The organism is Phycisphaerae bacterium, assembly GCA_035275405.1.
Taxonomy (GTDB): Bacteria; Planctomycetota; Phycisphaerae; order UBA1845; family UTPLA1; genus DATEMU01.
Map to the genome: position 1 here is coordinate 14,517 of DATEMU010000011.1, position 25,360 is coordinate 39,876.

General features: G+C 62.0%; 21 protein-coding genes. 13 read left to right on the forward strand and 8 right to left on the reverse strand.

What is annotated here, in order from left to right; all coding sequences use genetic code 11:
- Positions 1–37 precede the first annotated feature (37 nt).
- From VJZ71_12370 to VJZ71_12395, 6 genes are all read left to right on the forward strand, one after another.
- Positions 38–535: a DinB family protein gene (locus VJZ71_12370; protein ID HKQ48856.1), complete on the forward strand. Its 498-nt coding sequence runs from the start codon at positions 38–40 to the stop codon at positions 533–535.
- A gap of 158 nt (positions 536–693) precedes the next feature.
- Entirely contained in the window at positions 694–4,416 is a 3,723-nt protein-coding gene (locus tag VJZ71_12375) for a chemotaxis protein CheB (GenBank protein ID HKQ48857.1), read from the forward strand.
- An 11-nt stretch (positions 4,417–4,427) separates the two neighbouring features.
- Positions 4,428–5,087: a response regulator transcription factor gene (locus VJZ71_12380; GenBank protein ID HKQ48858.1), complete on the forward strand. Its 660-nt coding sequence runs from the start codon at positions 4,428–4,430 to the stop codon at positions 5,085–5,087.
- A gap of 181 nt (positions 5,088–5,268) precedes the next feature.
- Entirely contained in the window at positions 5,269–5,634 is a 366-nt protein-coding gene (locus tag VJZ71_12385; protein ID HKQ48859.1) for a DUF2934 domain-containing protein, read from the forward strand.
- Positions 5,635–5,658: 24 nt separating this feature from the next.
- Positions 5,659–6,255 (forward strand): hypothetical protein, encoded by a 597-nt coding sequence (locus tag VJZ71_12390; GenBank protein ID HKQ48860.1) that lies wholly within the window; start codon positions 5,659–5,661, stop codon positions 6,253–6,255.
- 26 nt (positions 6,256–6,281) lie between these two features.
- A complete protein-coding gene (locus tag VJZ71_12395) occupies positions 6,282–6,725 on the forward strand; it encodes a hypothetical protein (protein HKQ48861.1) in 444 nt (147 codons plus the stop codon).
- Between the two features lie 645 nt (positions 6,726–7,370).
- Here the strand turns inward: VJZ71_12395 and VJZ71_12400 are convergent.
- Entirely contained in the window at positions 7,371–8,066 is a 696-nt protein-coding gene (locus VJZ71_12400) for a hypothetical protein (GenBank protein ID HKQ48862.1), read from the reverse strand.
- 367 nt (positions 8,067–8,433) lie between these two features.
- Here VJZ71_12400 and VJZ71_12405 point away from each other — a divergent pair, with 367 nt between their 5' ends.
- Complete coding sequence (locus tag VJZ71_12405) at positions 8,434–9,147, forward strand: hypothetical protein (GenBank protein ID HKQ48863.1); 714 nt, start codon at positions 8,434–8,436, stop codon at positions 9,145–9,147.
- 89 nt (positions 9,148–9,236) lie between these two features.
- Here VJZ71_12405 and VJZ71_12410 read toward each other — a convergent pair whose 3' ends face one another.
- Positions 9,237–10,967 carry a DNA topoisomerase VI subunit B gene (locus tag VJZ71_12410; protein ID HKQ48864.1) on the reverse strand — a complete coding sequence of 577 codons (1,731 nt, stop codon included), beginning with the start codon at positions 10,965–10,967 and terminating at the stop codon, positions 9,237–9,239.
- 355 nt (positions 10,968–11,322) lie between these two features.
- A complete protein-coding gene (locus VJZ71_12415; protein HKQ48865.1) occupies positions 11,323–11,994 on the reverse strand; it encodes a hypothetical protein in 672 nt (223 codons plus the stop codon).
- Between the two features lie 257 nt (positions 11,995–12,251).
- On the opposite strand from VJZ71_12415, the gene VJZ71_12420 reads away from it, so the two are divergent.
- A complete protein-coding gene (locus VJZ71_12420) occupies positions 12,252–13,529 on the forward strand; it encodes a tetratricopeptide repeat protein (protein HKQ48866.1) in 1,278 nt (425 codons plus the stop codon).
- Positions 13,530–13,542: 13 nt separating this feature from the next.
- Positions 13,543–15,237 (forward strand): tetratricopeptide repeat protein, encoded by a 1,695-nt coding sequence (locus VJZ71_12425; protein HKQ48867.1) that lies wholly within the window; start codon positions 13,543–13,545, stop codon positions 15,235–15,237.
- A gap of 3 nt (positions 15,238–15,240) precedes the next feature.
- Here the strand turns inward: VJZ71_12425 and VJZ71_12430 are convergent, their stop codons facing one another.
- From VJZ71_12430 to VJZ71_12445, 4 genes are all read right to left on the reverse strand, one after another.
- Positions 15,241–16,257 carry a sialidase family protein gene (locus VJZ71_12430; protein ID HKQ48868.1) on the reverse strand — a complete coding sequence of 339 codons (1,017 nt, stop codon included), beginning with the start codon at positions 16,255–16,257 and terminating at the stop codon, positions 15,241–15,243.
- 189 nt (positions 16,258–16,446) lie between these two features.
- A complete protein-coding gene (locus tag VJZ71_12435; protein HKQ48869.1) occupies positions 16,447–17,826 on the reverse strand; it encodes a DUF1501 domain-containing protein in 1,380 nt (459 codons plus the stop codon).
- Positions 17,827–17,858: 32 nt separating this feature from the next.
- Positions 17,859–19,403 (reverse strand): DUF1800 domain-containing protein, encoded by a 1,545-nt coding sequence (locus VJZ71_12440; protein ID HKQ48870.1) that lies wholly within the window; start codon positions 19,401–19,403, stop codon positions 17,859–17,861.
- A 163-nt stretch (positions 19,404–19,566) separates the two neighbouring features.
- Positions 19,567–20,313 (reverse strand): YebC/PmpR family DNA-binding transcriptional regulator, encoded by a 747-nt coding sequence (locus VJZ71_12445; protein HKQ48871.1) that lies wholly within the window; start codon positions 20,311–20,313, stop codon positions 19,567–19,569.
- Positions 20,314–20,542: 229 nt separating this feature from the next.
- On the opposite strand from VJZ71_12445, the gene VJZ71_12450 reads away from it, so the two are divergent.
- The 4 genes from VJZ71_12450 (at position 20,543) to VJZ71_12465 (ending at position 23,499) form a co-directional block, all read left to right on the forward strand.
- The gene (locus VJZ71_12450; protein ID HKQ48872.1) at positions 20,543–21,925 is read left to right on the forward strand and encodes a DUF1573 domain-containing protein; all 1,383 of its coding nucleotides are present in this window, start codon (positions 20,543–20,545) and stop codon (positions 21,923–21,925) included.
- Between the two features lie 109 nt (positions 21,926–22,034).
- Positions 22,035–22,550 (forward strand): rhodanese-like domain-containing protein, encoded by a 516-nt coding sequence (locus VJZ71_12455; GenBank protein HKQ48873.1) that lies wholly within the window; start codon positions 22,035–22,037, stop codon positions 22,548–22,550.
- Positions 22,547–23,083, forward strand: a complete 537-nt coding sequence (locus VJZ71_12460) for a MauE/DoxX family redox-associated membrane protein (protein HKQ48874.1) — start codon at positions 22,547–22,549, stop codon at positions 23,081–23,083. Before VJZ71_12455 ends, VJZ71_12460 begins: the two co-directional genes overlap by 4 nt.
- Before the next feature lie 47 nt (positions 23,084–23,130).
- Complete coding sequence (locus VJZ71_12465) at positions 23,131–23,499, forward strand: cupin domain-containing protein (GenBank protein ID HKQ48875.1); 369 nt, start codon at positions 23,131–23,133, stop codon at positions 23,497–23,499.
- A gap of 27 nt (positions 23,500–23,526) precedes the next feature.
- Here VJZ71_12465 and VJZ71_12470 read toward each other — a convergent pair whose 3' ends face one another.
- Positions 23,527–25,350, reverse strand: a complete 1,824-nt coding sequence (locus tag VJZ71_12470) for a response regulator (GenBank protein ID HKQ48876.1) — start codon at positions 25,348–25,350, stop codon at positions 23,527–23,529.
- Positions 25,351–25,360: the final 10 nt, after the last annotated feature.

Below are 25,360 nucleotides of genomic sequence, written 5' to 3' on the forward strand. Positions count from 1 at the left end.
CGTACGATTGCGGCCGCATTTGATGCAAGAGAAGAACATGTCCACGCTTGATCTCCTGATCGAACGACTGCAAACGGCCCGGAAATGGACATGCAACCTCCTCGCCGATTTTGAGGAGGCGCGGTGGTTTGATCCGCCGGCGCCGGGCGTGGGGCATGTCGCGTGGCAGGTGGGCCATCTCGCCGCGTCGCAGGTTGTGCTGGTTCACGTGCGCTGTTTCGATCGCACGTACACAGATCATTTGTCGGCGGCCTTCCGCGATCAATTTGGACGCGGGTCCACGCCGGTGGCCAACCCCGCGGCCTATCCGGCGATTTCCGACATCCGCGCCGCGTTTGACCGTATTCACCAGGAGGCCGTCGAACTGATTTCCGGGATGAGCCCGGACGAATTGGATTCCCCTACGACAGGCGAGCCCCATCCGATGTTCAACACCCGGGCGGAAGCCATCGGCATGGCGGCGATGCACGAGTCCTTTCACGCAGGCCAGATTGCCCTGATCCGCCGGCTGGCCGGCAAAGCGCCGTTGCGATAAATTCGTGTTAAGGTGCGCTTGGTTTCCCATTCGTCGGGGTGAACCGGGCCGTTCCACCTGTCCCTACGACTGTTCCCATAGGCATCTCCGCGCCAAGGGCGTAGAATTACCCGACGGCATTTGCACTTCCCGCCGCTCCGTCGATTTGGATCGCGAAAATGAGTTCCCAGAAGAGAACCCGGAAAAGGAAGGCACAACCTCGGCGCGTCAAGCGGCCGGCGACCGCCCAAACGGCCGCGAAGGCGACGGGCCCGACCCGTTCGCAAAACCCGGGTCACGTCTGCCCCATCGTCGGCATTGGAGCATCGGCCGGAGGTTTGGACGCGCTCAAGCAATTCTTCCAGGGCATGCCGCCCGACAGCGGAGCGGCGTTTGTCCTGATCCAACATCTGGATCCGACGCACGAGAGCCTGACGGCGGAATTGCTGGGCGCGCAAACGCAGATGAGCGTGGTCCAGGTCCAGCGGGCGATGGCGGTCGAGCCCAATCACGTCTACGTTATTCCCCCCAACAAATACCTGAGCGTAAAAGACGGGACGCTTCGCCTGACGGAGCCACTCGAACAGCGCTGGATGCGCATGCCCGTCGATTATTTCCTGCGCTCGCTGGCACAGGACTGCAAGGAGCGGGCGATCGGCATCATCCTCTCCGGCACGGGCACGGACGGCACGCTGGGCCTGAAAGAAGTCAAGGCCAGCGGAGGTCTGACGATCGCGCAGGAACTGGGGACGGCCCAATACGATGGCATGCCGCGCTCGGCCATCGCCTCGGGGGCGGTGGATCAGGTGCTCGCGCTCGCGGACATGCCGAAGGTCCTGGTCGGCTATATCGGCCACCCGTATGTCTGTCCACGGCCGGCGCCGGAGAAGTCGGCGGCGGAGGGCGACGAGGACAAGCTAGACGCGGTGATTGCGATCCTTCGAACGCGGGCAAAATTCGATTTTGGCTCCTACAAGAAGGGCACATTGTCGCGGCGCATTCACCGGCGCATGAGCCTGCGGCACATCGACCGCATCAAGGACTACGTTGACGAGTTGCGCCGGGACCCGGCCGAGGTCTCCGCGCTTCAAAAGGACTTGTTCATCAACGTGACGAGTTTCTTCCGGGAGCCCGAGTCCTGGGACGCCCTCCAGGAACAGGTCATTGCCCCGTTAGTTCGAGAGAAGGGCCGGAACGACGCGATCCGTGTCTGGGTGCCGGGCTGCGCCACGGGGGAAGAGGCGTTTTCCATCGGCATGCTGTTGATTGAGGAGTGCCAGCGGGCGAAAAAGGCCTGTCCGTTGCAAATCTTCGCGTCCGATGTCGATGCCGACGCCCTGGACGTCGCCCGGAACAGCCTTTATCCCGAGAGCATCGCCGCGGATGTGCCTCCCGAGCGACTGCGCCGGTTCTTCGTCAAGGGCGAACATTCCTACCGCGTGACCAAGGAACTCCGCGAAGCGGTCATTTTTGCGCAGCAGAACGTCCTCTCCGACCCGCCCTTCTCCCGGATTGATCTCGTCAGTTGCCGGAACCTGATGATTTATCTGGAGCCGGAGGTGCAGAAAAGAATCCGTCAGTTGATTCACTTCGCCCTGAACGATCGGGGCTACCTGATCCTGGGTTCGGCGGAATCCATCGGGGCGCGGGACGATCTGTTTCGGCCGGTGTCGAAGAAGTGGCACATTTATCGGCGCATCGGCGCCGCCCGCCCTGATCAAACCCCATTTTCGCTGGACTCGTCACGGCGCGCGCCCGCGCTGCCGGCTTCGATCGCGCCCGCCTCCACCGGCGCCCGGCTCCTCGCCGCGCAAAAGATCATTCTCGACCGCTACGCGCCGGCCTGCGTGGTCATCAACCGGAAGTATGAGATCCTTCATTTTTCCGGCCCGACGCAGGACTACCTCTTGCAGCCGCCGGGCGCTCCGACTCAGGACCTTTTGCTCAAGGCGCGAGAAGGACTGCATACGCGGCTTCGCGGGGCTGTTCACAAGGCCGTGAACGATAATAGGGCCGTCATTGTTCATAACGTCCGTGTTCGGCGGGGCAAGTCGCTTTACCCGATCAAGATCCGCGTCGAACCGGTCCACGGCGCCCAGCAGCCGGACGGACTGCTGCTGGTCTCGTTCGAGGACGAGACCGTTCCGCCGGTGGAGCCGACCACGAAGCCGCCGGCTCGCCAGGGACGAAAACGGACCGTTCCTGCGCCGACAGTCACAGCCGAGGATTCCCTGGTTCATCAATTGGAATCGGAGTTGCGGGCGACGCGCGAAGACCTGCAAAGTACGATTGAAGAACTGGAAACTTCGAATGAGGAGTTGAAGGCCTCCAACGAAGAGGTGATGTCGGCCAACGAGGAGCTTCAGTCCACCAATGAGGAACTGGAGACGTCCAAGGAAGAGCTTCAGTCGGTGAACGAGGAGTTGGCGACGGTCAATACCCAACTGGAAGCCAAGGTGGGAGAGCTGGAGACGACCAACGATGACTTGAACAATCTGCTGGCGAACACGGAGTTGCCGGCGTTGTTCCTCGACACGGAGTTTCGCATCCGGCGCTTCACGCCGGCGATGACGCGCCTGGTGCGGCTCATCCCGTCCGACGTGGGACGGTCTGTCCGCGATTTTTCATCAATTCTGGTCAGCGAGGAACTGCTTGGCGCCGCGCAGAACGTCCTGGATCGGCTCACGCCTCATGAGACGGAGATTGAAAACGACGGCCACTGGTGGGTCCGCCGCATCCTGCCGTTTCGAACGGAGTCCAACCGTATCGAAGGGGTGGTGATCACGTTCCTCGACTTCACGCGCCGGAAGAAGGATGAAGAGAAGATCTGGCTGCTCAATCGCCAATTGGAGGAGCGGGTCAACCAGCGAACCGTGGAACTGGAGGCGGCGCACTCGCGTTTGGAGTCGATCCTCGCCCACGTCGCCGACGGAATCATCACCTTCACCGAAGACGGCGCGATCGAGTCCTTTAACGCGGCGGCGGAAGAGATTTTCGGCTACGAGGCATCGGGCGTTGTGGGGAAGAAGATCGACCAGCTCCTGCTGTGGCCCCGGAGCGCCGGATTCATGACCGACCTGCTCGCCCGCGGCCAGGCGTCCGTCAACCGCGACATCTCGGGCCGGCGCAAGGATGGAACCCTGGTGCCGCTGGACCTGCTGGTCAACGAAGTCCGCATGGGCACGCAGCGGCTGTTTATTGCCAGCGTGCGCGACCTGACCGACCGGAAGCGGAAAGAAAAGGAAATGCAGGATTTGGAAAAGACGCTGGCGACGCTCTCATCCGCCGAGCGCCAGCGCGTGGGGCTGGAATTGCACGATCATATCGGCCAGCTGCTCACCGGGACGGCCATGCTCGCCCGGAGCATGGAGCAGCGACTGCAATCCATCTCCTCGGTGGACGCCGGGAACGCGGCCGCCATGGTGGACCAGCTTCAGGACGCCCATCGGCGCATTCGCGATCTGGCCCGCGGCCTGGCCCCCATCACGGCGACGCACAAAGGATTGCCCGACGCCTTCGCCGAATTGGCGCGCAACACGGAGGCGATTCACGGCATTCCCTGCACCTATCAAGGTGTCGAAGACGTGGTGATTGATTGGCTTGAGGCATGCGATCATCTGTATCGCATCGCCCAGGAAGCGGTGACCAATGCGGTGCGACATGCGCGGCCGAGGCACCTGTGGATTTCCTTCCAACGCAATGGCGACGGGCTTACCTTGTCGGTTGAAGATGATGGCGAAGGCCTGCCCCTCAATGTGGAGAACTCTGACGGCATCGGCCATCGAATCATGCGCTATCGGGCGGAGCTGATTGGAGGCCGCCTGGACATTGGACCGGGACGCGACGGTGGAACACGAGTACGCTGCGTGTTTCCGCTCAAGCCCGCGACGTCGAAAAAGTGAGAAGACGAACCATGGCGAAGTCCAAGACTCGAATTCTGATCGTGGACGACCATCCGGTTCTGCGGCGCGGTCTCTCCGAGTTGCTTCGGCAACAGGCGGACCTGGAGGTGTGCGGACAGATGGAGGGCGTGGCGGAAGCGGTGCGCTTCTGTCGCGCGGAGAGTCCGGACCTTGTGCTGATTGACATGTCACTCAAGGATGGCCACGGGCTGGATCTCATCAAGGAACTCAAGACGCTACGGCAGCCGCCGAAAATGCTGGTGATCTCGATGTACGAGCAGGCCTCGTACGCGGAGCGGGCGCTGCGGGCGGGGGCCCGGGGCTATCTGCCTAAATCGGAGGCGGCGGACGAGATCATCGCGGCGATCCGCACGGTTCTGGCGGGCGGGGTCTATGTGAACAAGCACATGACGGAACAACTGCTGCACTCGATGGTGGGGGGCCCGTCGGGCGCCGGCCGCGCGCCGGAGGACGTGCTCTCGGATCGCGAGCTGCAGGTCTTCGAATCGCTCGGCCAGGGGCTGGGCACGCGCGAGATCAGCGAGCGACTATCCCTGGGATACAAGACCGTCGATTCCTACCGCCAACACATCAAGCAAAAGCTCGGGTTGACCGACGGCAATGAACTCATCTTCCGCGCTATCCTCTGGGCGCACGGCGACAAGCGGTAACAACGCGAACAGCCGTTGGGATTAGTCCCAATGGAAAAACCTCCGTTATTTACGACGATTACGGCACCGATAATCCGAAGTCGCCCGATTGCGAGCGCGCGGGCGACGCGTTGAGATAAGGATCGTGTTCGGGATGGCTTGAGCGTAACGGAGTTTTGGAAACGCCCGCGGGGGCCCAGGCATGACTCCGGCAACGGAGTGCGTCCGTTCCCGCTCCAAAGGAGAGGGGGCGTCTGAACAGACCGTTCAGGCGCCTTCTCCTCCCGTTTTGCCCGACCCGACGCAACGCGGTGAGGACATGGCCGTGGATGAAGTATTACAGAAGCTGAGAAAACGGTCGGACCGCATCCTTCCGCCGGCGCCAACGACCATCCCGTCTGTTCCGGATCAGGAAACGATCCGGGCGCGGGCCTATGAGATTTATGAGCAGCGCGTCGCGACCGGGCGGTTTGGCGACGCGGGTTCCGACTGGCAACAGGCGGAAGCTGAGTTGACGACGGACAAGGCCCCAATTTCAGTGCGACCGGACAAGATCGGTCGGGCCTGAAACGAAGGAGACCTTGGGCGCAGCATGAACCCCGTATTGATCATCGAAAGCGACGGCCGTCGCGCGGAGCTGCTTTGCGACGTGTGCCGCGACCTAGGCCTGCCGATTCGCCACTCGTTCGACGCAATGGAGGGACTTTTGCATGCGGCGGACGAAGCGCCCTCGCTAGTGGTCATCGACGAGGCGGATGACAAGGTCGGGGCGATCTCGATTTCCCGCGAACTTCGCAGGTACAACTACCTTTGCGCGATCCCCGTCGTGGTCGTCTGCAAGGGGCCGACGCTGCGCTCCCGCCGGGGCGCGATCGTTCGCGGCGCGGATTGCGTGGTCAATGGGCTCGGCTCGGCCGATTTCGAGGATCGCCTGCGCCGGGCGTTGCGCCGCTGGGTGGTGCAACCGCGCGCCGCGACGACCTGGCGACCCCGACGGTCCTTTACCGTCGGCGAGATGTTCTGCGAGGGAAACCTTTTCCGCCGCCGCGCGACTGGCGGGGACCTTTTCGAATTGTCGATCAACGGCGGCTCGCTCTGGCTTCAACCGGTCACCTGCGGCACGGGTCGTCTGTCCTTCGATGATCCTATCGCCCTGATCGATCGGTTCGATTTCGTACCCTGGGCCTAAAGGCCCGGGAATTCGGGGACTGCCGAATGACGCGCGTGCTGATCATCGAGAGCGACCGCGCCCGCGCCTACCGGCTGTCGGCGATGTGCCGCCGGCTGGGCCTTCAGCCGCACCTCTCGCCGGACCCGCTGCACGGATTGATGCGGGCCCTGCGCGACAAGCCTGACATTATCCTGGTGGATGCGAAGGACGACTGGGCCGGGACGCTTTCGTTTCCAGATGCGCTTCGCCGGGATGGCGTGCTGTCGTCGATTCCGGTTATTGTTTTGGGGGGGGAACCGGACGGGCGGGCGACGTCATGGGCCACTATCTATGGCGGAAATGGTGAGGGCCGGCAGTTGGAACACCAGATTCGAGCGGCACTGGCCGCAGGCGGAGGATCGATGGGGCCCTTGGAGGCGGGCCTTTCAGACCGCCCCGCGATCCTGCCGAACATAGTGCGGGATCCGCTCAACAAACCCCTCGATTAATCGCATCGCCTCCAGCAATTCATCGCTACGGTACCGCGAGGGGCGAACCGTCAGAATTGTGTTGCCGCCAAGTTGCCAATCCACGGGATGCGCCGCCATCAGGTACTCCATCATCCGAGGGTGAATCAAATCGTATGCGAATCTCCTGTCTGCGCTGGTGACATGATATTTGCGACTGAAATCTTCACTCTCAAATCTGATGTCGCTCATGCCTGCGAGCGAAGCAATCTTGTCGAGGGGCGATCCCTGGCGAATACGAGTCAGAGGAAAACTGCCTGGGAGATTCGCCGCTACGACGCCAAAGCCCCCTCTCGGGTTCGTTTCGCAGCCCTCGGAGTTGTTCCAATAGTCAAAAACCGCCCAATCAATCCCTTCGCGCCGACCCCAAACGAGATTGGCGGAGCGACGACTCCGGCGATCGCCACGATTGAAGTACGCAAAGTCCGCGTATCGCTCGTGGTGACTTCGGGTGGCGGGCGAATACCAAAACCCATGTTGTACGGCAAAATCTGCGAGCTTTCTTCTGCGTCGACGGATCCTACGTTGAATGGCAATCCCGCCAAGAATACCGAGAACGAAACCGAGAGCGATACACACCGCCGCGAATGCTTCGTTGGATTCCCGAAGATCGATGTACACGGTATATCAACCCACGTACCGGTCCTGTCGAACGTAGTGCGGGATCCGCTCGACAAACCCTTCGATCAAGGACATCAGGCCGGATAACTCCTCGGCCTTGTAGCGGCGCGAGCGGGTGATCATGGCGACGCGGCCGCCAAGCTGCCAGTCGGCCGCGGGCGAGGCCATGAGGTATTCCATCATTTTTGGATGGATCAAATCGTAGGCGAACTTCCGGTCCTCTGCGCTGACGTGGAATCGCCTGCTGAATTCCTCGCTCTCGAAGTCGATGTCGTCGAAGCCCACGAACCCGGCGAGCTTGTCAAAAAAATGCTCCTGGCGGATGCACATCCGTGACAGCACCACGTCGATCCGGGCGACGACGATGCCGTAGTGATGCGTCTGCTGGTTCTTGCCGCTGCCGGTCGTGTATTTGTAGTCGAACATCTCCCAGTCGATGCGGCCGCGCCGGCCGTGAATTAGGTTGTGTGATCGCCGGCTATGACCGGCATCGAACGGCTTGAAGCCCATGTATTGTTCGTGATGATCTCCGGCATAGGGGCTGAAGGAAAAACCGTGTTGCAGGGCGAAGGCCGCGAGATCCTTGCGGCGCTTGGCCGAAGCGAGAAAAGCGCCGACGACGATGGCGAGCGCGACCAGGCCGGCGAGAAAAAACGCGCCGATGGGCAATCCGTCCGACTTAACTGCCAGTAACTCCGTCATTGCCATTCCCGAGCAATCAGAATTTTTCTGCTTGCGCGCCTCGGAATCCGTGTCAATTCGGGTGGCACGGTCTCGCAGCAGCGAGGCCGTGGTGCGCATGACCAACACGGCCTGCCCGCTTCGCGGTCAGACCGTGCCACCCGTGAATGTGTATGTTTAATCTGGGACACCGCAATAATCATGCTCCGATAATCGCGCCGGGACGCGGTGAATGATACCTATAAATCTTGACTCCGCACGTCGGTTCTGATAAATTCGACGTATCCAGTCCATTGGGCGGCGGTGCATTCCATCGCCGATTCCAGCGTGCCCGCCGCGTCGTCGGCGGATAAGGGTCGAAGACATCAAACCTTTTTCGGAGGCATCCATGAACGATTCCTTAATCCGATTCAATCACCGCGCGAAGGCCATCTTATGCTTGACGCTGGTGGTCGCGATGCACGTCGTGGTCGGCTGCGGCGGGGCGCCGTCGTTGTTTCCCGAATCGGGGAATCTCATCCCCCTGACGCCCGACCACCCGATGGCCCAGGCGCTGGCGGGCACGCCGTTTTCCAGCGCAACGGCCGTTGAGGTGAACGCGGCGACGAATCAGTTCCGTCTGGTATTTCCCGACGGCGCGCAACAACAGATCTCCGGCACATTTTCATTCGACGGCGGCAAGGCGTATGTGAGCCGACTCACGGTGGCGGAGGGGGCGATGTCGGCGACAGTGTCGTTCGCCGCGAACCAGCAGATCACGAGCATCAACACTTCGGCGGGCCCCAGTTGGGCGCGCCCGGGAGAGGATGTGGCCAAGGTGAGTCTCGCCGCGTCCAATCGGCCGAACACCGTCGATTCCTTTCTCGAGGCCAATGCGGACCTGATGGAGGCCGCGCAGGAATTCGATTCGCAGGGTGTCGTCACGTCGCCCATCGGCGGGCCCGCGAATGAAGGCGCGACCGGCGGTCAGACCGTCAAGACCGGCACGGCATTCGGACCGCTCGCGTTCGTGTTCGCGATGATGATCTTTATCCCTCTCGGCATCGGTGCGACGATCATCTTTCTTATCGAGTTGGTCGTGGCCGCGACGGCGCTTGTCTGATCTGCCGAACCTCAAGCGCAGGGGGTTTGAATTCACAAGAGCCCGGGCCAAGCTTGGCCCGGGCTTTTTTTGCGCGTCAAGAGCTTCGTCTATTTCTTGAAAAGCGGCCCCGGGGCGGCGTCGGCATTCTGTTCGACGACAATGGTGTTTTCGCCGTATTCGCTGCCGGGGACATCCTTCGACGCCTTGCCCTTGGCGCCGATCAGCTCGACTTTTTCATCCGCCCGTGCGGTGACGCGCTTGGCAACGGCCATCAGGTCGGCGGTGAGCTTCTCCTTGTTGATCCGCGTGATCTCGTTGCAGGAATTGACCAATTCGCCGATGTATCGTGTGAAGATGCTCCGCCGGTCGGTCTCGTAGCGCTGTTTCTTGCGGCGGTTTAGATAGGCCTGGAGCTTGCGGCCGCAGTCCTGTACGGCGAGCTTGATCTCCTTGCGAATTTCGTCGTAATCGGCGATGGCTTCCTTGCCCTCGCTGGTGAACGGGACCCAGACGCTGGCCATGTGGACGAGGATTGCCAAGGGGCCCTGCGGGAGGCTGCCCGAGGGCTGCGAGAGACCGTAGCGCCGCCAGTCGATGTCGAGGACGGCCTTGTAGATGCAGCACGCGGAGAGTTGGTAGAGCAGTGGCACGCGGTTGGCGTAGCGCATGAGCTTGGCCTGCGTCGGCGCGCGGGCTTCCGTCACCACTTTGCCACGGCGGACGACGGCTTCATTCGCCGCCGCATCCTGCTCCGTTGCCGTCGGATCGGGGCCGAGTTCACCGCCGTAGGCGAGACCGACCTCGATCTGAAAGGGATTACCGCGATAGACCGCCGGGCTGCGCGTCGCCGCGGTGAAGAATTCCGCCTTCACGCCCTTGAGCAAGCCCGCGAGGATCTGGTCCGGGCCGATGGGCGAGAGGCAGTCCGTCGCCGGTGCGCGGATCGGCGTCTCCTGCATCGCTTTGTAGAGCGTCTCGGCTTCATGCGTGCCAATCCGTGTCGGCCGGGCCTGGCCCGTAAGCCCTGCTTGCTTGCAGATCGTCGTCGCCGTCGCCGAACTGATGCGGCTGAACTCCTTGTGCAGGAATTGGGCGAGCGTGCGATCGCGCGTGTCCTTGAGCATCTTGATCAGGACGCCCAGCTCGATGCCGTAGGGATGCGGCTTGATCTCGACGGCCGGCGGCGGGACGGTCTCGCTGGCGCGAGGAAACTCCATGCCGATGCCTTCGGGATCGACGAATTCGAACCGCGCGTGCGGGTTGGCGATAGCCGTCAGTTCGAGGTACTCGTCGACCGACGCCCGGCCCTTCTGATACGTGGCGACGAGTTCGATCTTCACTTCCGTACCGTGCGGCCAGTCGACCTTGACCGTCGTGTCCTTGACGATCTGCGGATCGTTGGTCTTGGTGTTGATCTGCAATTCGTAATAATGTGCCTCAGAGCGACCGGTCCGCGAGGTGATCCGCACGCTCTTGCCGGTCGTGAGCAGGCCGTACATGCCGGCGGCGGAGATGCCGATGCCCTGCTGGCCGCGGCTCATCTTGAGGCGGTGGAACTTCGAGCCATAGAGCAACTTGCCGAAGATGTTGGGAATCTGGTTCTTGACGATGCCGGGGCCGTTGTCGCGGACCGTCACAACGTACCGCTCGGCGTCTGTCTGCTCGATCTTGACGAAGATGTCCGGCAGGATGCCCGCCTCCTCGCAGGCGTCGAGGCTGTTGTCCACCGCCTCCTTCACCGTCGTGAGCAGGGCCTTGCGCTTGTTGTCGAAGCCGAGCAGGTGGCGATTCTTGGCGAAGAACTCGGAGACGCTGATCTCCCGCTGGGATTTGGACATCGATTCGGCGGTTGCGTATTTTCCGCGCGGCTTTCGTGAACGCGGAGCCGGCTCCGGTTTTTTCCCGGCAGACGTCTTGGCTTTGGCCGCAGCAGCTCGCTTCGGCTTATTTTTTGTTGGCATAGTCACCGCCCGGCCGGAAGATGTACCCTCCGGCGTGAACAGGAATTGCAACTGATCTTTCTCTTTTCGCTTCGTTTTGGGGAGTGCCTGTGTCGCGGTCGCCATCCGTGGCTCCATTCACCGACGAGGGTTTAAACCTGGTCCATTCTAATCATCGGTATTGCCCTCACAAGTCCTTGCCGACGCGAACCGGGTCCTCAGGACGGGCTGTTCGATCACCGCCCAGGGCAGATTAGGGCAGGCGCGTCCACTGCGTGTCCTTGTCTTCAAACTCAAAGACGTCAATCGATGGCGCCTCGGTACGAATCCTCTGAAAAACGCGGGAGCGGATAAATCTTGCCGTTCCCTCGTCGTCGGCGTACGAGTCCCATCGCGCGACGAAACCGTCCGGCCGGACGTAGAGCACGTGCATCACGCCGTATCGCTCGTTCGGCGGCGTTGCAACGACCTCACACTTGTGAACGTCGACATCTTCAACCCCAATAGAGCGGCCCTTGCGGATTTCAAAATCGAAAAGGCCGACTCTTCTGGAATCCGGGCCCAGCCAAGTGTCGAGGTATCCGCCCATGGAGCATGTGTGCTGTTCGATTCCCTCCATCAACTCAATGCTTTCTTTCCGAACCGGCGGAGTAAACCGCTCGACGTGGCGCCGCTGAGGATATCCAAGATATGACGGTTTCCATTCTTCATAAATCTCTTCTCGTCGTGTTCCCACCCAGATCAGCTTATCTCCCAGGTAGACACGTGTCTTGTACCGGCTCGGCGTCATCGCCATTTCCACCCGCCGAATTCCCGCCGCATCTTTCGTGGTCGCTTCAAACGAAAAGAAACTGCATCGCTCGTACGCTTGCCGGACCCGTGAGGCCAGCGCGTCCGTTTTCAGTGCATTCTCTTCATCCGTCAATTTGCATCGCTGAATCCAAGGGTCAAAGGCCGACGTGGGCTGTTTAGGCGGATGAGCCGAGCACCCCGAATTGGCGGCGGCACCTGAAGCGGCCGCGAGGATACTCGCAGCGACCGGCATAAAGTGATTGATACTCACATCGCCATTTTAGCCGTTGAAAGTCATTAGACGTAATCCGATTAAGGCATGCGGACGATACCTCTGATGGGTCCGATTGACGCTGGGAAGTGTTCATTTTCGGACCCGAAGGTAGCGACATGTTTGCCAAACATGACCGAAAATCGCATTCGCCGGCCCACGCCGCGGCACTTTACCAGCAGGGTCTCGAGGCCTTCGAGACCGGCCGGTATGCCGAGGCCATCGAAAAGCTCGCGGCGATCGGCGAGGGGCCGAATCTGCCCGCCACGCTGGCCCGGTACTACCTTGGGCAGGCCCGACTGCAACAGGGCCTGATCGATCTCGCCGGGCGGCGTTACGCCGAAGCCGCCGCGCACCTGGCCGAGGCACGGCGAGTCAATCCGGAATCAAACGACCTCTCATCCTATCTTGCCCGTTGTTACCTCGGCCAGGGTCGATTCGATCTGGCCGTTGTGGAGATGGAGCGATCCTATGCGGACGGCGATCGCGAAACGTGGTTGCCCGTTCGGCTGGCTCACGCCCTGGCACGCGACGGCCAGTTCGCGCGGGCGGTCGAGACGCTCGAAGCCGCGATTCGCACGGCCCCGTATCAGGCCGAGTATCACTATCAACTCGGCGTGCTGCACGCGTCGGCGGACGACTACGCGGCCGCGCTGAAGTCATTGACCGAAGCGGTTCGCCTTGCGCCACTTCGCTCCGACATTCATCGACAACTCGGCCTGGTGCACGGCGCCCTGAACGACGCCGACCGGGCTGTCCGATATCTGGCCACCGCCCAGCGGCTTCGCCCACGGGACGCAAACACGGCGATGCTGCTGGCGTTGGCCATTCAGGCGGCGGGCGGGCCCTTCGAGGACGTGGCCATCGCGCCCGCGCCGGACCGCACCGCAGCGGATACGGAGGGCCTCGAACAACTCGGCGAAGTGCTCGTTGCGGACCCCGACTTCGTCGAGGCATTTCTGAGTCTGCCGTCGGCGAACATCGATCCCGCCCTCTTCACCATGCTCGCCGCGACGATCGAGAAGGCCCTGGAGCGGCACCCGACCTATGCCGATCTGCACTACCACTGTTCGCGCGTGTACGACCGGCTGGGGCGAACGGATGCCGCGATCGCCCAGGCCGTCCGCGCGGTGCGTATCAATCCTCGCTACGTGCAGGCACTGATTCAGCTTGGCCGACTGTATTCACAAACGAGCCGGGACGAGGAGGCCATCGATCGGCTGCAGGCGGCCATCGAAAGCGGGGGCGACTATCCCGATGTTCACTATCTGCTCGGCGAACTGCATCGGCGGCGCGGCGAGCGCGAGCTGGCCTGCGCCCGGTATCGCCGGGCGCTTGAAATCAATACGAACTACACCCGCGCGCAAGAAGCGCTGGACGCGGTGCTGACGGCTTAGGGGGAAGCGCGGCATGTCGTACTTACTCGAACTTCTGGGCCGGGGCTTGATCGCCCATCTGGTCGGCGCATTCGACACCGTCTTCGGCAAGGATACAGACGAGACGCTGAACGACCTGCAACATCGGGCGGCGCAGCATCCGAACGACACGGCGTTGCAGGTCCGGCTGGGAGGTCGGTACCTCCGCGCCGAGAATCCGGCGGCTGCCAAGGACCTCTTTGCGTCGATTCTCGCGCGCGAGCCGGGGCACGTGCCGGCGCGGCTGGGCCTGGCCTGCGCCTCGGACGAACTCGGGCAGCTCGACGCGGCGCTGGACCACCTGCGCATCGCGCAGAAGACCGAACCGGCGAGTCCTGCGGTCCTCTTTTGTCTGGGCTTCTGTCATGAACGGCGCGGCGGCGAGGCCCAGGCCGAACAGTATTACCAGGACGCCCTGCGAATCTCTCCGACGCTGCGCAACGCCCACGAGCGGCTCGCGGCGATGGCCCTGCGGGCCGACCGGCTCGATGCGGCGATCGGGCACTATCAGACGCTGTGCGAACTCGACCCGCAGCACACGGATCTGCACCTGTCCCTCGCCAACCTGCTCGTCAAGGCGCGGCGCTTTCCGGAGGCGATTGCCCGGTTTGAACACGCCCTGACGCTGGAGCCCGACAACTGGACCGCGCACAACGACGCGGTGAGCGCCTACGAGGAGGCCGGACTGGTGCGGGAGGCAATCGAACATCTGCACCAGATGATCCAGCGTGAACCCGATGCGGCGGATACGCGCCTACGGCTGGGAGATCTGTACGCGAAGATCGGCAACGACACGGCGGCGACGGTCCATTACGAACGTGCCGTCCAGCTTTGCTCCGATTATCTCGAAGCAAACGTCAAGCTCGGCACCCAGCACCTTCGCGCCGGTCGCTTCGCGGATGCGGCGAAGTGGTTCTCGCGGGCCCTGGAGATTAACGACCGGCTGCTTTCCGCGTATGTCGGCATCGGAGTGGCACAGCACGCTCAGGGTTCCGAAAAGGACGCGCGGGCTTCGTTTGAGATGGCCCGCAACATCGAGCCGAACAGCACGCTGCTGTTTTCAGAGGTGGCGCGAATGCACCTGAAGGCCGCGGCCAGCCAGGAGGCCCATCGCTACCTCAACCCGGCGACGCCGCACGGCGCCGCTCCGCCGGAGCAGCGACCGGACCTTATCGCGCAACAGGTCGATCGCTTGAAAGAGGCGATCGCGGCGAACTCGAACCATGCCGACCTGCACTATCGCCTGGGTCTGCTGTATCGCAACCGCGGTCAGGTCGAAGACGCGATCAACTGTTTCCGCCAGGCCACGACGATCAACCCGTCGTATATGAAGGCGCTGATCAAGCTGGGGCTGGCCCTGGGGGAGATGGACCGACTCGACGAGGCGGTCGCCGTTTTCCAGCAGGCGCTGGAGGTGCGACCGAACTATCTCGATCTGCATTACCAAGCCGGCCTGCTCTTTGCGCAGCGACAACGGTTCGAAATGGCGGTCGAGCATTTTGAGCATGCGGCGACGGGCAACCCACGAAACGTCGCCTTTCAGGCGAACCTTGCGCTGGCCCTTCAGAACATGGGGTTGATCGATCGCGCCCAGGCGACGTGGCAGGTGGTCAGCGACTTGTCATCGGCCGATTCGCCGCAGGGCAAGGCGGCCCGCGCTGCGTTGGCCGGCCATCGTCAAGATCAATAGCCCTTACGGCGCCGCCGCCAGCCAGGCCTCGTTCAGCGTCACGTGCCCGATGTTCGCCCGATTGTTTGAATAGACAATGTGAATCAGCCCGTCACCGGTCTGCACCGCCGCTGGGTAGGCGAAGTCGCCTTGCCCGTTGATGACGACACGCGGCGGCAGCCAGGTCTGTCCGTCGTCGTCCGAAAGCGTCGCCGAGAGCGGCCGGCGCAGGGTCGCGCTGTCGTTGAAGACCAGTAGCAATCGGCCGCTGTGCAGCTTCAGTAGCACTGTGGGGCTGGCAGGGTTGGCAAAGCCGGAGTTCATCGGCGAAGACCAAGTCCGGCCGGAGTCGTCCGACGCCATCACCCATAAGAACTCCTGCCCGGTGTTGCGCATCACGGCAAGGAGCCGACCGCTAGTCAGTCGCACGGTCGACGGCTGAATATTGCCGTGGGGCGGCTCGGTCGCGACGTTCGATCGCAGCGTCCACGCGAAACCATCGCTCGAAACAAAAAAAAACGAACGCAAGAAGAAATCGTCATAGGCGGGCAGGAGCAGTTCGCCCTCCGTCGTCCGCACCGGTGGATAACGCACGTTTGAGCCGAGCGGTCCGTCGAGCGCCGCCGGCGCCGACCACGTCAGCCCGCGATCTACCGAATGCTGCCACTCGATCCGCGCCGTGCTCCAGCCGAGTGGGGCGACGGCGCTGAACAGCCACACGTTGTCTTGCTCGCTGTAGAGGACGGGATTTCCCTCCGGCTCCGCGCGGTCAAGATGAAGCGCCGGCGTGCTCCAATCGACCCCGCCCGGCGCGCGACGCGCCATGAAGATCGCCGAATCATCGAGTTCACCGGGTCCTTTGTAGGAATACCAGGCGGCCAGCAGTTCACCGTCCGGCAGTGCCGCAATCGTCGGCGCGTGACTGCCGATCCGCCCCTCGATCGCCTCAAAGACAAGCCGCGACTCCAAGACGACGTCGCCGGCTGTTGCAAATCCATCGCTGGGCCCGACATTGAACGCGAGGGAAATACTTGAAACCACGAAAGTATTGAGAGAAGCGGGACATCCGGCGAACAAAGAGCAGAGCGCAACGCTAAGCAAAACGGGGGCGACGTTACGACTTGGCGAAACCCCTGCCATTCTTCGAAATCGACCCATAGACCGTCATCCGCGACCGACGACGAATCCTAACCGCAAGAGAGAGTGAGCGGGTGAAACTGAATGGGGAGATTATCGAATAATCCCGCGGAACGTGGGCGTAAACCCAGGAAAGACCGTGGGCAAAGAAATATTACCGGCACGCTTGACCAGGATTTCGGCCAGGACATCGCGATAATCGGTCGTGATCGCCAAGTCCAGCTGCTCATTGAGTTGATCGGGGTGGAGACCCGGCCACGACGTGAAGATTTGGCCCCCGTTGACGTTGCCGCCCATAACGAACATGGCGCCACCGGTCCCGTGATCGCTACCGCCACTGGTGTTCGGGGCGAGTTGTCGGCCGAATTCCGACATGACGACCATCGTGAATCGACCCAGCATGGCTTGCATGTCGAGGTAGAACGCTTCCATGCATTGCCCCAGAGTGATCATAATGCTGTGCAGATATCCGGCGGTTGCCCCCTGGCCGACGTGCGTATCCCACCCGTTCAGGTCGATGCAGGCGGCTTCCATCCCCACTTGCGCTTTGGCGACGTCGGCGACCATGCGAAACGACCGTCCCCAAGGGTTGTTTGGATACGCCGGAGCGCCGGTTCTAAGCATGGTGCCCGCCGGGTCGTCTGACATTGAGCCCATTCCGGACATCATCCCGTCGCCCGACATCGAACCGCCAAGGTCAGAGAAACCCGAAACCGCGAGCTGATCGCCCCGGTTCGGCCAGTCGGCGTTGTTGAGCGAGTTTAACGCAGTGAGAATATATCCGGCATTGGTTCCCAAAAGCGGATCGGCCCGGAGATACGCCTGCTCGAGAAATTCCCGCCGTTCAACATCCGTGCTCGTACTACCCAACAGCCCATAGGAATCCGATGGCAAGGCCACCGCCGCCGGAGCGCCGGCCAAGGCACGGGCGACGGAGTAATTCATGGTGATGCCGCGCAATCGATCGGCGGCCGAGGAATAGGAGAGAAGATGCCGCGCCAACCAGCCGCTCGAACCCGCCGTGGGGGTGGGAGTGGCCAATTCCATCCGGTCCTGATCGTTGAAATGCGAACGGACACCCGAAGGATTGCCAGCGGCATGCACGACGGCGAGATGTCCGGCGTCGTAGATCGGCTTGAGGCTCGCCAGGGCCGGAGGGAGTCCAAAGAAGCCGTTGAGGTCGATCGCTCTCAGGGGCGCGGCGGAGTCCGGCGCCGGGATGGCGAGGAATCCTCGCGAGCTGGCATAAAAGGGATCGGCAAACGGCACACAAAGGGTGAGACCGTCAGCACCGCCGCGCAGAAAGACGACGATGAGCAAGTCGCGCTCCAGCGGCGCGGGTGACCCCGAGGCGAAGGCGAATTTCGGCATCCACGCCGGGGCGCTCAACATGGCAAGAGCGCCCAGCCGGCCGGCGGCTTGCAGCCACTGGCGGCGTTCCAATGCCTCATACTCGGCGCATCCACAACTCATGTGTGATTCGGATGACATAGCGGGAGGCGACCTCAATAGTATTGGAAATCCGAAAGGGACAGCGCCAATACAAACGACTCGTTGTACTTTCGCAACAAATTATCGGGGCTGCGATTGATGTAAGCGGCGAGTTGCGCCTGGTCCTCCGTGCTCATGCGCCCCCCGAAGAACTTCTGGTTCCACAGGGCAACGACCTGGTCCGTGGTCACGGCCCCCGCCGCCTGCCCCATGTAATACGGCGAGATCGGAATGAAGGTATAGCTTCCGCCGGCCAACAACGTAATGACGTTCCACCGGGAAAGGAGGCCGGGCGCCCAGTAGTCTGACCGCTGAGGAAACCCATCCGGCATCGACCAGGTAAAGGGTTGATGACCCATCGCGGCAGGGATTTGGACCAATTGGGTGGTCGCGGAAACGGTCGCCGCGCTCTTTCGAGCGATGTCCGCGATCAGGTGGAGGGGACGCTTTATCTTTGGCGTCGCCTGGGTGATGGCGGTTTCCTTGAGTATGACGCGTAAGGTGGCCTTGATATCCCCGCCGGTGATGGTAAATCTCGTGGTCGCCTGATTGACCAGGGCTTGGGGTAAATCTTCCGAAATAAAATAGGCAACCAGCTTTTCGACAATATTTCGGGCGGTCGCAGGGTGTGCGGCCAGATAATTCAAGGCCTGTTCGCCGTCGGAGATGCCCCCGCCGGCAGGAAGGGAAAGCCCCATGATTTGCTTGGGCCCGGTATCGTGGAATTCAGATCGAAACTCAAACAGATTGAAGTTCGGGCCGCTGGCGCCAACGGTCCAGCCCGTCATGGCACGGGCCATATCCTGGACGTCGCGATGGGTGTACCCCGCATTCACGCCCACGGTGTGAAGTTCCATGACCTCGCGGGCATAGTTCTCGTTCGGATGGCCGGCCCGGTTTTCATTTCCGTTCAGGTAGACCAGCATGGCCGGGCTGCGTGCCGAGGCCAGCAATAGATCGCGAAAGCGACCCAAGGCGTACGGCCGAATCACTTCGCGATCATCCACCGGCTTGTGATACCAGGCGTTGGTGGCGAACTGGTTGATGTTGAAGTGGTCGCTCCAGAATTCGACCATTTTCTCATGAAGTTGGCGTTTGCTGTACACCGCACGCAGGAGCGCTGCCGCTCCCAATTCGGGCGACCTGTCCCAACCCATTCCGGATATCGTGGTGGCATCGAGCGACAGGGATGTGAACGGCATCAATCGGGCGTTCATCTGCCAATCGTCGATTATTTCAGGATTGAGCTGTCTCTCCAGATACGCGGAGTAGCCGAGGTTGTTAATTTCCGTGATGTCGGCGGGCCTGGTGCCGTAGGTGATGTGGTCCAGAAGGAGCGCCTTCGGGTCCGTAGGAAGCCGCGGCTCCGCCATCGAGCGAAGCGCGGAACTTTCGAGGGCGACGGCCAACTCCCGCGATTCAGTGGCCGTCGAGCCAGGATTCATCCCGGGTGGAAATAGATCCGGAACGCCGGAATTGGCAGCGCAACCGGCAACGCCGACGCCTGCCCCGACCGCGCCCAGAAACTGACGACGATTGAGTGATTGCTTCCTTCGCATGCACCCGAACCCTTCCCGCGGCTTTCAAGGATACCGGACCGGCAGGTCAAAAGCAATTCCCCGGATCTGCCTAAGGGCGGATTTTTTGGAATTCAATCCAAGCGCTATCTCATTCGAGCGCGCGACTCGGATCGAACGCGCGGTATTTGGGGCGGCCGATGTCTTATTCGAGCTGGGCGAGAATCGCCTCCGGCAGGTCAAAATTACTGTACACATTCTGAACGTCCTCGTGCTCCTCGAAGGCGTCGATCAGCTTCAGAACGCGGCCGCCTGTGTCCGCATCCACAGTGATGGTGGAGAGCGGACGCTTGGTGATCTCGTGGTTCGCGATGGGAATCGAGGCGTTCTCCAGGGCCTTTCGGAGGGTCTCGTATGCCGGGACTTCACAGGTGACCTCGAAGCCGCCATCCTCGGAAACGACGTCGTCCGCGCCGGCCTCCAGCGCGATTTCCATCAAGCGGTCTTCCGTGGCATTGGGAGCGCTTATGGAAAAGACGCCTTTGGTCGCGAAATTCCAGCTCACGCAATTCGCCGTCCCAAGATTGCCTCCTCCCCGCTCGAAGATCTTCTTGATTTCCGGCGCGGTGCGGTGCGGATTGTCGGTGAGCGCATCGACGATGAACGCCACGCCGCCGGGCCCATAGCCTTCATACTGAACCGGCTGGTACTCCGCCCCGCCGAGTTCGCCGGTTCCCTTCTTGATCGCCTTGTCGATGGTATCGGCGGGCATGTTGGCGGCCTTGGCTTTTTCAACCGCGTAGCGCAATGAAAGATTCGCCGCCGGGTCGCCCCCGCCGTGCTTGGCGGCGACGATGATGTTGCGGGCCAGCTTGCTCCAAAGCCGCCCCCGGCGGGCATCGGCAACGCCTTTTTTGCGCTTGATATTGTTCCAGCGACTGTGGCCGGCCATAAACTTTCCTTCATTCCTCGTCCGGATTCTAAACCCCGCAGGGGCCGGCGGGTAGTCAAAGCCCACGGCGCCGGGAGGGTCGAAATCGAGTTCCGGCCCATCGTTACTCGCGCGTTACACGAGAGGGTCCCCTTCGGAGGTATATTGAACGTATAACCGCGAAGTGGAATTCAGACGGCGTTCGCTGAAACAGGTTTCCTATTAGGCCAAAACTCTGGAGAAGAAGACCATGACCATTCGACGTATGGCGATCCCCGCGTGGGCGTTTGTCGGGCTCTTGACTATTAACAGTCCGTTATCGGCACAAGAGAAAAAGGAAGAGGGGGCTGCCAAACCGGATCAGCCGGCCGCCGCGCAGCCTGCTCCAACACCCGCCGCACAGCCGGCGCGGCCTGCCGCTCCCAAGCCGCCAGTGATCAAATCCATGCCACAGAATAAGGTCGCCCCGAAGCCGACCGCCGACATTCCCGCGCCGACCGTCACGCTCAAAGCTGGCGAAGTCCCCGCCATCAAGTTTGACACGCCGGTTTATGACTTCGGGAGAATCCGCGCCGGCCAGGACGTCATCCACGACTTCTGGTTCACCAACACCGGCACCGGCCCGCTGGAACTTCTCCGCGTGCGCCCCTCCTGCGGCTGCACGCAGGCCGGCGCGCACGACAAGATCGTCCAGCCCGGACAAACCGGCAAGATTCCGATCAAGATGTCCACCGGGCATGCCGCCGGCCCCGTCAACAAAACGGTCATGGTCAGCACCAACGTCACCGGCGAAGGCTCCAACATCACGCTCCAGATCAAAGGCGAAGTGTGGCAGCCGCTCCAGACCACACCGACGTCCGCTTCGTTCGGCCGATTGACCGCCGAGAGCATGAAGTCCGCGACGCTCGAGCGAAAGCTGACGATCGTCAATAACACGGAAGCGAAGGCCGCGTTGACCGACATCAAGAGCAGCACCCCGTCCTTCAAGGCGGACGTCAAGGAGCTGGAACCGGGCAAGAAGTTCGAGCTGACGGTTGCGGTCGTGCCGCCGCTCCCGCCGGGCGTGATTTCGGGTACCATCGAGATTGCCACGGGCGTGGGCGACATGCCCAAGTTGCAGGTCCCGGTCAGCGCCTACGTGACCGCCGACGTCGAGATTACGCCGAACCAACTGACCCTCGCGACCAACCGCCCCGGGGCGATGCAGCGGCAGTTCTTCGTCCGCAATAATTCGGCGCGTTCGCTCAAGATCACCGATCTCAAGGCCTCCAACGAGAAGTTGAAGGTTGCCATCCTCGAAACCCAGCCCGTCGGTATGGCCTATCGCGTCAGCCTGGACATACCGGCCGATTACCAGATTCCGGAGAAGGGTGACACGATCACGTTCAAAACCGACAACGACACCATGCCGATGGTCACCATCCCCATCAAGTCGACCCCCGCGATGACGGACGTGACGGCGCAATTTAACGCGCCCGGCGCCACCAAGGTCGTGACGCCGATTACCGAGAAAGACGTCGCCGTCCTGCAGGCGCAACCGAAGAAGGACGACCATGCCGGTCACGATCATGCCGCGCCGGCACCGTCCACGCCGCCCACTCCGGCCGGGACACCGACTAATCAGAAGAAATAGTCGGCGGCGAAATCGTATCGATCCACCCCGGGCGGCGCTGGCCATGGCGGGCGCCCCCGGGGCCTTCCCTTTGCGAGGTTCAGGTGCCGGGATGCTTCGCGATCTGCGAATGAGTCTGTTGATCCTCCTGCTCAGCAGCGCCGTGGGCGTAGCGGCAAACCTTGTTCGCCCTAAACCGCTGACTTGGATTCGGAGGGAATTGCCGAAGCCGGTCGCCCCCGCACCCACGACGACTGCGCCCGAAACGCCTGCCGCGTCCGCGCCGTCCGCTCGACCCGACGTGGTTTCGATCGACGAAGTGTTGCAACACCTTTCCGCAGGTTCGGCGACGATGGTCGATGCTCGCGAGACCAATGAATATGTCGAGGGGCATCTCAAGGGCGCCTTCAACATGCCCTCCAGCGCCGCCTTTAAGGCCGGTGAAGTTCTGGCCGGAATGGTCCCTCCGGACGCGAAAATCATCGTCTATTGCGGCGGCGGCGACTGCGAGGCCAGCCACAACGTCTCCGACGCCCTGAAGCGCGACTTCGGCTTTACCGACGTTTTCATCTACGAAAAGGGATGGGAGGAAATCGAAAAATCGGGGCGGTTTACGGAATTCGTCGTCACCGGGGAGCAGCCATGAGCTACGCCTCTGAGGCAACACCGCCTGCCGCCATCCAGCCATCAGCGCATGAGTACGTCACGCGGCCGACAGAAGCGAGGCGGAGCGGGACGTGGCGACTCATCGCCCATTTTTGCGCACTGGCGGTTGGCGGGGTGTTTCTCTTCGCGGCGCAATCGAAGATCGTCGAGCCTCGGCAATTCATTATCGATATCAAGAATTACCGCATGGTGCCGGAGGCCTATCTTCATCTGGTGGCCCTGCTCATGCCCTGGTGGGAGGTCGGAGCGGCGCTGGCCCTGATCTTCCCCCGGACCCGCCGCGCCGGGGCCATCCTGATTTCCGGAATGCTCCTCCTGTTTATCGCCGCCGTCAGCTACGCGGCCCTCTACAAGGGGTACAACATCTCCTGCGGCTGCTTCGGCAAGGGCAGCGCTGCCGCCGGGTGGAAGACCATCGCGCTCGACACGGGACTTCTCATCGCGACCCTTGTTTCGCTCATCGGGGCCGGTCCGCGACCCTCCGGGGCGGCCGCCGTTCCGCCAAAGGCGTAAAGCCGCTAAATTAGCGGGGCGAAGAGATATCGCGGGAGTCTCCGTCCATGCCATCGCCCAAGCAAGCCGTTCACCATTGTTGGAATGAACTTCCCATCGACCAGCCCATGCCGCTGCTTTCCCGCCGCCGGGTGATCGGTGAGAAGGCGATGATCTCCGAGGTGCGTCTCGAAAAGGGCTGCCGCGTTCCCACCCACGCGCACGAAAACGAACAGTTCACGTGCATTGTTTCCGGCAAGCTGCGCTTCGGCATCGGCGCCGAGGACGCCGCCGATCGTTACGAGGTCGATGTCGCCGCTGGAGAGGTCCTCCATCTCCCCGCCAACCTGCCCCACTCCGCCGACGCCCTCGAAGACACTTGTGTCCTCGACATTTTCAGTCCACCCAGCGCCGTCACGGGGATCGATCGAAGGTAGATCGTCGGTCCGGCCCGCGGAGTCGTACTAATCGTCCTCCTTCAGGGCCTCGTGTCGTTGACCTTTCTCGCTGCGGCCGGCCGGGGAATTCACCATCGTCGGGATCGCGGAGGCCTCGGAACAACCCAACCAGGACCGCGGCACGCCCGTCTGAGAACGGTTCTCGTTTTGCGACCGCCGGGATTGAAGAGACGCGGCGACCAGGGAGAGCAATTCGCCGGAGTCAATCGGCTTGGAAATGTATCGATCGAATCCCGCGGACAATGCGCGGAGTCGGTCCTCGTCGCGGGAAAAGGCGGTGGCGGCAATGGCCGGAATGTTACTGGCGTCTGACGAAAGAGCGCGAATCTCGCTGATCATCTGGTAGCCGTCCTTGCCCGGCATTCCAATATCGCTGACCAGGAGATCGAATTCCGACGACGCCAGTTTCTCCAAAGCGGCTGCGGCGGAATTGGCGGACTCGATGATCGCCCCGCGATCTTCCAACATGCGCACCATCAACGTGCAAGAATCCGGGTCGTCATCGACGACGAGCACTCGCAACCCGGCGAAGCAGGATTGACTCGACACGTCCACCGGTCCCGGCGCGCCGGGATCGCCGCGGTCACCGTTCTCCCCACAATACGCCGGTAATCGGACGACGAATTCGGCCCCGCGATCCTGGCCGGCGCTGGACGCGTGGATCATCCCGCCGTGCAATTCGACCAGGTGCTTGGCGATGGAAAGCCCGAGTCCCAGACCGCCGTAATGCCGGGTGATGGAACTGTCCGCCTGGCGAAAGCGGTCGAAGATGTGGGGCAGCATCGCGGCATCGATGCCGATGCCGGAGTCGCTGACGCGGAGTTCAACTTTGGATTCTACCCGAGCCAGTTCGATCTTCACCCGACCGCCCGTGGGGGTGAATTTGACCGCGTTGGACAACAAGTTGCCGATGACTTGTTGGAGCCGGCCGATGTCGCCGCGGACCGGGGGCACGTCGGGATCGATTTGCTTGTGCAGGGAAATCTGCCTGGAGTCGGCGCTGAGTCGCACGGTTTCGAGGGCCGCTTCGGCCGCGGTGGCCAGGTCCACGGTCCGCTGATCCAAACGGACCTTACCGGAAAGAATACGACTGACATCCAGCAGGTCATCGATCAGGCGTGCCTGTCCCAGGGCATTGCGCTCGATGATCTCCAGCCCATGGCGAAGGGACGCGGGATCTTCGTCGGTCCTTTGTTTCAGCAACTGCGACCAGCCGAGTATCGCGTTGAGCGGTGAGCGCAGCTCGTGGGAGAGCATGGCGAGAAACTCGTCCTTGGCCCGGGCAGCGCGCTCAGCCTCCAGCCGCGCGGCGCGTTCACTATCCAGGGCGATGTGCAGTCGTTCTTCGCTTTCGCGGAGGCGGGCGGTGGACGACTCTAGCGCGCTGGTCCGCTCGGTGACGCGCTGCTCCAGATCGATGTTAAACCGCCTCAGTTCCTCCGTCTTGCGATAGAGTTCGGAGAAAATCCTGACCTTGGCGCGCAGAACCTCCGGAATGATCGGCACCGGAACGTAGTCCACCGCGCCGCTGTCATAGCCGTGCAGCCGGTCAAAATCGCTCAGGTGGACGGCCGATACCAGGATGATGGCGGTCTTGTTAAACCGCGGGTGTTCTCGAATCATCTTGGTCAGCTCAAACCCATCCATGTCAGGCATGCAGACGTCGACCAGGATGACGGCGAAGTCCTCGTTCATGAGCACTTTCAAGGCATCCCGGCCTGAATGGACGGCGACGAGGTTCTCGCCCATGCCGGCGAGAATGGACTGATAGCTGAGCAGTTTGGCGGGCTGGTCGTCCACCAGCAGGATGTTCACCTTTCCGTCGTACATGTCTCTCTCC